This window comes from Halobacterium bonnevillei (assembly GCF_009831555.1).
Classification (GTDB): Archaea; Halobacteriota; Halobacteria; order Halobacteriales; family Halobacteriaceae; genus Halobacterium; species Halobacterium bonnevillei.
In genome coordinates, this window is the sequence record NZ_WUUU01000146.1 from 1 (window position 1) to 7,520 (window position 7,520).

Annotated in this window: 7 protein-coding genes and 1 pseudogene; 6 read left to right on the forward strand and 2 right to left on the reverse strand. The window is 70.1% G+C overall.

Features of this window, described 5'->3' with window-relative positions; genetic code table 11:
- The 4 genes and pseudogenes from GRX66_RS14415 to GRX66_RS14430 form a co-directional block, all read left to right on the forward strand.
- A partial coding sequence (locus GRX66_RS14415; RefSeq protein WP_159527183.1) for a hypothetical protein occupies window positions 1-256 on the forward strand: 256 nt, incomplete at its 5' end.
- Window positions 257-499: 243 nt separating this feature from the next.
- Window positions 500-1,699 carry a hydroxymethylbilane synthase gene (hemC, locus tag GRX66_RS14420; RefSeq protein WP_159527184.1) on the forward strand — a complete coding sequence of 400 codons (1,200 nt, stop codon included), beginning with the start codon at window positions 500-502 and terminating at the stop codon, window positions 1,697-1,699.
- A gap of 1 nt (window position 1,700) precedes the next feature.
- Window positions 1,701-2,432 carry a uroporphyrinogen-III C-methyltransferase gene (cobA, locus tag GRX66_RS14425; protein WP_325064131.1) on the forward strand — a complete coding sequence of 244 codons (732 nt, stop codon included), beginning with the start codon at window positions 1,701-1,703 and terminating at the stop codon, window positions 2,430-2,432.
- Window positions 2,429-2,976: pseudogene (locus GRX66_RS14430) on the forward strand (uroporphyrinogen-III synthase); the annotation flags it as partial. The gene cobA and the pseudogene GRX66_RS14430, both read left to right, overlap by 4 nt.
- A gap of 194 nt (window positions 2,977-3,170) precedes the next feature.
- Here the strand turns inward: GRX66_RS14430 and GRX66_RS14435 are convergent.
- Together GRX66_RS14435 and GRX66_RS14440 are read right to left on the reverse strand one after the other, a co-directional pair.
- A complete protein-coding gene (locus GRX66_RS14435; RefSeq protein ID WP_159527185.1) occupies window positions 3,171-4,223 on the reverse strand; it encodes a M42 family metallopeptidase in 1,053 nt (350 codons plus the stop codon).
- Window positions 4,224-4,330: 107 nt separating this feature from the next.
- Complete coding sequence (locus GRX66_RS14440) at window positions 4,331-5,395, reverse strand: polyprenyl synthetase family protein (RefSeq protein WP_159527186.1); 1,065 nt, start codon at window positions 5,393-5,395, stop codon at window positions 4,331-4,333.
- Window positions 5,396-5,586: 191 nt separating this feature from the next.
- On the opposite strand from GRX66_RS14440, the gene GRX66_RS14445 reads away from it, so the two are divergent.
- Both GRX66_RS14445 and GRX66_RS14450 read left to right on the forward strand, forming a co-directional pair.
- Entirely contained in the window at window positions 5,587-5,844 is a 258-nt protein-coding gene (locus tag GRX66_RS14445) for an MTH865 family protein (protein ID WP_159527187.1), read from the forward strand.
- A gap of 89 nt (window positions 5,845-5,933) precedes the next feature.
- Complete coding sequence (locus tag GRX66_RS14450; RefSeq protein ID WP_159527188.1) at window positions 5,934-7,241, forward strand: M28 family peptidase; 1,308 nt, start codon at window positions 5,934-5,936, stop codon at window positions 7,239-7,241.
- Window positions 7,242-7,520: the final 279 nt, after the last annotated feature.

Here is a 7,520-nt window from a genome sequence, read left to right on the forward strand (position 1 = left end):
CGTGGCGCTCGGCGTGCCCGCGCTCGTCGTGTTCGCCGTGCTGCCGCTTGCGCTGTGGCGGGACGCCCGCGACGTCGCTGCGGCGGGCGGCGACTGGCCCAGTGACACCGGTCGCCCGGCGAAGCTCGCGGCCGTCGTCGACGTCGCGGTGATCGGCGGCGGCGCGCGTTCTTCGAGGGCGTCACCGGCAGCAGCGACACGCTCGCGGTCGGCGCGCTTTGTCTCGGCGCCGGCCTCGTCGCCGGGACGTGGCTGAGCGTCTCGTATCTCCGCGAGCGAGCCGGGCACGTGGCGATGCCGTCGAATCTGTGGGAGTGGCGACGAGAGCTGCGGGCTGACGACCAGCGGGACCCCGCGAACTGAGCGAGCGGCACCGCCGCGGGAAGCGTGGACGAGCGGAGCGAGTCCACGGAGTAAGCGAGCGGTACCGCCGTGAACTAAGCGGGCGATTGGGGCGGAGAACGCAGGGGGTTTCAACCCAGCGCGCGGACGAAGACGTATGAGCGACGACGCGATACGCCTCGCCACCAGGGGATCGGAGCTGGCGCTCCGGCAGGCCGGCGAGGTCAAAGAGGAGCTAGAGAACCGCCGACACGAGGTGGAGCTCGTGGAAGTGGAGACGACGGGGGACCGCGTCACCGACGCCCTGATCCAGGACCTCGGGAAGACGGGCGCGTTCGTGCGGGCACTGGACGAGGAAGTCCTGGAGGGGAACGTCGACGCGGCCGTCCACTCGATGAAGGACGTGCCGACGGACGTTCCAGACGACCTGGTCGTAGCGGCGGTGCCGCGCCGCGGGAACCCGGCGGACGTGCTCGTGACGCCGGACGGCACGCCCCTCGAGGACCTGCCTGCGGGCAGCGTCGTCGGCACCGCGAGCCTGCGGCGGGGCGCGCAAGTGCAGGCCCATCGACCGGACCTGGAGGTGGAACCGATTCGCGGGAACGTCGACACCCGCGTGGAGAAACTGCTCGCGCCGCGCCTGCAGGCCGACCACGAGCGCCGCACGGAGGCCGAGAAGGAGCGCAAAGCCCAGGACGCCCGCGAGCAGGAGCGCGGCGACTACGAGTCCACGGAGACAATCGAGGACGGCGTCCAGAACCTCGAGGACGCGGGCGAAGCCGACAACGAGGACGCCAGCGCCAGCGGGCACGACACCCGCCAGAACGCCGAGTTCGACCAGACCGTCGAGGAGTGGTTCGACTCGCTGTCGCCGCTGGAGCAGTCCGCACTCGAGCGCAAGGTGGACACGGAGTACGACGCCGTCGTGCTCGCGCGCATCGGCCTCGAGCGCACGGGCCTCATCCGGCACGTGCACGCAGAGGAGCTGTCGACGAACACGCACGTGCCGGCGCCCGGGCAGGGCGCGCTCGCCATCACCGCTCGGAAGGACAGCGGCGTCGCTGACGACCTGCGGGACGCACTCGACCACGTGCGCTCGCGCGTCGAGGCGACCACCGAGCGCGTCGTCCTCGAGGAAGTCGGCGGCGGCTGTATCGCCCCCATCGGCGTCTACGCGCTCGTGCAGGGTCAGATCGTGCGCACGGACGTCCAGGTGTTCAGCCGGGACGGCACCCAGCAGGTCGGGGAGAGCCGCGACCTCGACATCGAGAACTACGCCGTCGAGGCGCGCGAGTTCGCCGCGGACCTCCGGGAGCGCGGCGCGACCGACCTCATCGAAGCGGCGCGGAGGGAGTAGCGTGCCGGGGACCGTCTACCTCGTCGGGAGCGGCCCGGGCGACCCGGAGCTGTTGACCGTGAAGGCGAAGCGACTGCTGGAGGACGCGGACGTCGTCCTGCACGACAAGCTCCCGGGCCCGGCGATTCTCGAGGCGATTCCCGAGGCGAAACGCGAGGACGTGGGGAAGCGCGCTGGCGGCGAGCGCACCCCGCAGGCCGACATCAACGCCCGGATGGTCGAACTGGCGCGCGAGGGCAACGACGTGGTGCGGTTGAAGGGCGGCGACCCGTTCGTGTTCGGGCGCGGCGGCGAGGAGATGGTCTACCTCGCCGAGCACGGCGTGCCGTTCGAGGTCGTCCCGGGCATCACGTCCGCAGTCGCTGCGCCCGCGGCCGCCGACATCCCCGTGACGCACCGCGACCACGCGTCGTCGGTGTCGTTCGTCACGGGTCACGAGGACCCCACCAAGGAAGAGTCCGCGGTGGACTGGGACGCACTCGCGGCGACGGGCGGCACCATCGTGGTGCTGATGGGCGTCGGCAAACTCCCGGACTACACGCGGGCACTGCTGGACGCGGGCATGGACGCTGACACGCCCGTCGCGCTCGTGGAGAAGGGGACGCGGCCCGGCCAGCAGGTCGCGACGGGGACGCTCGAGACCATCGTCGACGCGCGCGACGAGGTCGGCATCGAACCGCCAGCCGTCACCGTCATCGGCGGCGTCGCCGGCATCAGGGAGGACGTCCAATGACGGGTGAGAGCGGGGACGCGAACGTGACGGCGGGCGAGAACCAGTCCCCGGACAGCGACCAGCCCCGCGTCGCGGTGTTCCGGCCGGACGACGACCGACTCGCGGACGCCGTCGACCTGCTGGAGTCGCTGGACGCCGCGCCCGTCCCCGACCCGATGCTCGCCGTTGAAGCGACTGGCGCCTCGCCCCGCGACGACGCCGGGTTCGTCGTCGTGACGAGCAAGACCGGCGTGGAACTCGCCGCAGAGGCCGGCTGGACGCCGGGGAGCGCGACGCTGTGCGCCATCGGCGAGGCGACCGCGGCGGCCTGCAGCGACGCGGGCTGGACGGTCGACGTCGTGCCGGACGAGTACACGAGCGCCGGCCTCGTCGCCGCGCTCGAGGGCGACGTCGACGAGCGTGCGTGGAGGTCGCGCGATCCGACCACGGCTCCGCGGTGCTCACAGACGGCCTGAACGACGCCGGCGCGTACGTCCACGAGACGGTTCTCTACGAACTCGTGCGGCCCGAGGGCGCCGGCGACTCCGTAGCACTCGCGGCGTCGTCGTCGTACGCTCGCGGACACCGGGCCTGACAGTACACGGTCCCCTCGCAGCGGGAGTTGTCCCACGCGCTGCAGGCAGCGCCCTCCTCACCGGTCTCGTCCACAGCCCCGGCCTCCGTTGGCATGCGCCACAGTACGTCGTCGTCCCCCCTCAAGGGACACCCCCACATGTTCGGTGGATAGTCCCCCCGGCCCTACAGTGTGTAGTCCTCGTCGCCGTCGAGGTCCGAGAGGAACGCGGACGCCAGCGCCACGACCCCGGCGATGTCGTCGACGTGCGCCGCCTCTGTGGGCGTGTGAAGGTAGCGCGTCGGCGTCGAGATAGCGCCCACGGGCGTCGCGCCGTGGGTCCGCTGCAGTGGCCCCGTGTCCGTGCCGCCGGCAGTCAACACCTCGCGCTGGTGGTCGATCTCCTCGTCCGCCGCGACGTCGAGCAGGTGGTCGATGACCTTCGGGTTCGGGATGACGACGCCGTCCTTGAACTTCACGGCGACGCCCTCGCCGAGCTCCGTGACGTAGTCCTCCTCGTAGACGAACTGCGGGATGTCGTTGGCGACGGTGGTGTCGAGGTTCAGCGCGAGGTCCGGGTCGAGGTCGAACCCGATGGCGTCCGCGCCCCGCAGACCGACCTCCTCCTGGGTGGTCGCGACGAAGTGCACGGTGACGTCCGGGTCCGTCTCCTCGACGGCCCGCAGCAGCGCGTACACGCTCACCCTGTTGTCGATGGCTTTCCCCGAGACGAGGTCGCCGACGCGCTCCAGCGGTTGCCGCAGGGTCACGCGGTCACCGACGTCCACCCGGTCATCGACGTCGTCGCTGGGGAGGCCGAGGTCGATGAAGACGTCCCGGACCTCGTCTCTGTCCCGCATGTAGGGGTTCTGGTCTGTGTGTGGCGGCGGCGACCCGATGACGCCCGGCAGGTCGCCGTCCTCGGTGTGGACGGTCGCGCGCTCAGCGCGGAGGATGCGAGGGTCCCAGCCGCCGAGCGTGTCAACCTGGACGAAGCCGTCGTCGTGGACGTGGCGGACGACGAACCCGATTTCGTCCATGTGCGCGGCCACCAGCACCTCGAAGTCCGGGTTGGTCGCTCCCTCGACGGTCGCGACGAGATTCCCCATCGCGTCGGTCCGTACCGCGTCGACGTCCGGTGGGAGGCGGTCGCGGACGACGTCGCGGACGCGTTCCTCCTGTCCGGGCGTGCCACTCGTCTCCGTCAGTTCGCTCAACAGGTCGAATTCGACTGCCATGCCTAAGCCTGCAGGAGGGCGGGGTAAAAGGACGGGTCTACCGGCAGTCTGGTGCATCCACACAGTCCAGGCTCGCGCGCGGCAGGCCGGGTACGCGATGCCCAGCGTCAGATTTCTCGCTCGACGACGTACTCGGTGAACGCCGCGAGCTGGTCGGCTTGCTCGTCGCGCATCGCGACGGCGTCCAGGTGACTGCGTGCGTCCGCGGCGAGTTCCAGTGCGCGTTCGCGCGCGTACTCGACGCTGTCCGTCGCCTGGAGAATGTCGATTGCGTCCAGGACGTCCTTGTCGCTGGCCTCGTCCGCGGTGAGGATTTCCCGGAGGCGGGCGGCCGCGGGCTCGCTGGCCGCCTGGACTGCGTGAATCACCATCAGCGTGCGCTTGCCCTCGCGGATGTCGTTGCCGAACGCCTTCCCGAAGTCGCCGTCGCCGTCGAGGGTGTGTTCGACGTCGAGGACGTCGTCGGCGATCTGGAACGCGATGCTCAGCGACTCCGCGTAGTCGGCGACGTGTGCCTCGGCGGCCTCGTCCTGCTCGGTGACGATGGCAGCGAGCCGCGCCGCGATGCGGCCGAGACAGCCCGTCTTGCACGCGCACATCTCCAGGTACTCGGCTTCGGTCATGTCGACGCGTTCGCCGTTGTGCCACCTGATGTCCGTACCTTGACCGAGGTGGGTGCGGTTGAGTTCGTGCGTGAGCATGTCGAACGCCCGGAGCCGCGTCTCCGCGGGCAGTCCGCCGGGGTCGTCGGTGAGGACTTTCAACGGTACGAAGTAGAGCGCGTTCCCGGCGTTCAGCGCGACGTCCGTCCCGTACTTGCGGTGGACCGCCGGCTCCCCGCGCCGCAGCGTCGCGCCGTCCTCGACGTCGTCGACGATGATGGTGCCGGTGTGCAGGATTTCCGGAATCGCCGCGTACGGCAACAGCGACTCGGGGTCGCCGCCGAACCCCTCCGCGGCCAGCAGGAACAGGACCGGCCGCCAGCGCTTTCCGCCGCGGTCCAGCAGGTCCCACACCGGCTCCGTGAGTGCGGCAGTCAGCGCAGCCTCGTCGTACTCGAAGCGAGGCGACCCGAACTGCTCGGCGACGTCGCCCGCAGACAGCGTCCGCGGGAGTAACCGCGCGATCTCCTCGTCGATCCGCGGCCGCCACTCCGAGAGCGCCTCTCGCATACTCGGAGCGTCACCGGCAGCCAGCAAAAAACTTCAGTTCCCGAACGTTCGGGAGTCGCGACCGGTCGGCTCGTCCGCGCGGAGCGCCTGATGTCCGACAGCGCTGTTCCCCGTGCGACCCGGGCAGAAACTCCTGTCCGCAGGTCGACGGTTCCAGAACCCTTTTGCTATGGGCCCGCACACCTTCGAGTATGGCAGACGTCGAAGCCGAACTCCGGAAAGAACTCTTGGACGCGTTCTCGGGTGCGGACTACCCCGTGAACAACCAGATGGATCTCGTGCCCGCGCTCCCGAACGGCCCCTCGACGACGTTCGAGGCCGGCGGCCAGTCGTTCACGGCGATGGAGCTGGCGACGAAACTCTCCAGTCGCGCCGAATTCCCGTACGACGACGCCGAGTCCCTCGTCGACGACGTCATCGCGGGCCTCAAGGACGAAGGCGACCTGTAAGGTCGAATCGACTGCGGCGAGCGCGCCGCGACCCCCTCGTCGGCTTTTCTTCCGAAACGACTTACGGCGTGGTGGGCGTCGGTACGCTCATGACTGACTGGATTGGAGACGTGTTCACCAGCGACACAGGCTGGAATCACCTCGAAACGCTCGTCGACGTCCGCGACAGGATGGCGGGGTCGGCGGGCGAACGCGAGGCCGCGGAAGCCACGCGGGACGCGCTCACGGCAGCCTGCGGCGACGCGACGCTCGACGAGTTCTCGATCCAGGGCTGGACGCGCGGCGACAGCGCCGTCGAGACGCCGGACGGCGAGGAGGGCTGCATCGCGTTGCCGCGCAGTCCCAGCGGCGACGTCACCGGCGAGTTCGTCGACCTCGGGTACGGCCTCCCCCGCGACTTCGAAGACACGGACGTGACCGGCAAGGTCGTGATGGTGGCGTCGGACGTCCCCGACTGGTACGACCGCTACCTCCACCGACGCGAGAAGTACTACCACGCCGTCGAAGCGGGCGCAGCCGGGTTCGTCTACCGGAACCACGTCGAGGGCTGCCTGCCGCCCACGGGGAGCGTCGGCACCAGCGAGGACCCGCTCGGGGAGATTCCGGCCGTCGGCGTCTCCAAGGAGGTCGGGTCGCGCCTCGGCCGCAAGTACGACGGCTTCGAGGTCGGCGTCTCGGTCACCGCGAACGCCCACGACGCCACGAGCCAGAACGTCCACGCCACGCTCGGCCCGGACACCGACGAGGAACTCCTGGTCACCAGCCACGTCGACGCCCACGACATCGCGGAGGGCGCGATGGACAACGGCGCCGGCACCGCGATGGTCGTCGAACTCGCGCACGCGCTCGCCGGCCGCGAGGACGAACTCGACACACGGGTTCGATTCGTCTGCTTCGGCGCCGAGGAGGTCGGCCTCCAGGGGTCGGAATACGACGCGGACAACCGCGACCGCGACCTGATACGCGCCGTCCTGAACCTCGACGGCGTCGTGCGCGGACGCACGCTCAAGTGCTACACGCATCGCTTCGACGCGCTCGGCGACGCCGCCGAGGCCGTCGGCGACCGCTTCGACCACCGAGTCTCGGTGTCCCACGACCTGAACCCGCACTCCGACCACTGGGAGTACGTGAAATACGGCGTTCCGGGGTACCACGTATCCAGCGAGACGAGCGGGTCTGGCCGCGGGTGGGGCCACACGTTCGCGGACACGCTGGACAAACTGGACCCGCGCGACTTCCGCGAGCAGGCCGTCCTCCTCACCGAACTCGCCGTCGACCTCGCAGACGCCGAGTTCGCCGTCGCGCACGCCAGCGAGGCCGACATCGCGACGGCACTGGAGGACGAGAACCTCGCCGCCGGCATGAAAATCACTGGCGACTGGCCGTACGGCAACTGACACGACGGCGCCCTCAGCAACCGCCGGGGCGACCCGCGATCCGTAATCGAGGCGCGGCCCGTAGCCTTTTTGCGACTGCCGTGCCCGCCTTCGGACGATGAACGAGACGACCCCGCGTCGGTGGTCCCAGCGATGACCCGCGTCGGGTTACTACCGTCCTCCATCCCCTGCGCAATCGTCCACATCGAGACGCGCTTCACGTCCATCTCCGCCACCGCCGGCTCGTCCCCCTCGCTGCTCGTCTCCCGCCACGACCAGCTGCTGGCCTCCTTGTCGTTG

Bases quoted from the DNA above. Each gene is read 5' to 3' on its own strand.
- GRX66_RS14450 (WP_159527188.1), top strand. From the start codon at position 5,934: ATGACTGACTGGATTGGAGACGTGTTCACCAGCGACACAGGCTGGAAT.
- GRX66_RS14435 (WP_159527185.1), bottom strand. From the start codon at position 4,223: ATGGCAGTCGAATTCGACCTGTTGAGCGAACTGACGGAGACGAGTGGC.
- hemC (WP_159527184.1), top strand. From the start codon at position 500: ATGAGCGACGACGCGATACGCCTCGCCACCAGGGGATCGGAGCTGGCG.
- GRX66_RS14440 (WP_159527186.1), bottom strand. From the start codon at position 5,395: ATGCGAGAGGCGCTCTCGGAGTGGCGGCCGCGGATCGACGAGGAGATC.
- GRX66_RS14445 (WP_159527187.1), top strand. From the start codon at position 5,587: ATGGCAGACGTCGAAGCCGAACTCCGGAAAGAACTCTTGGACGCGTTC.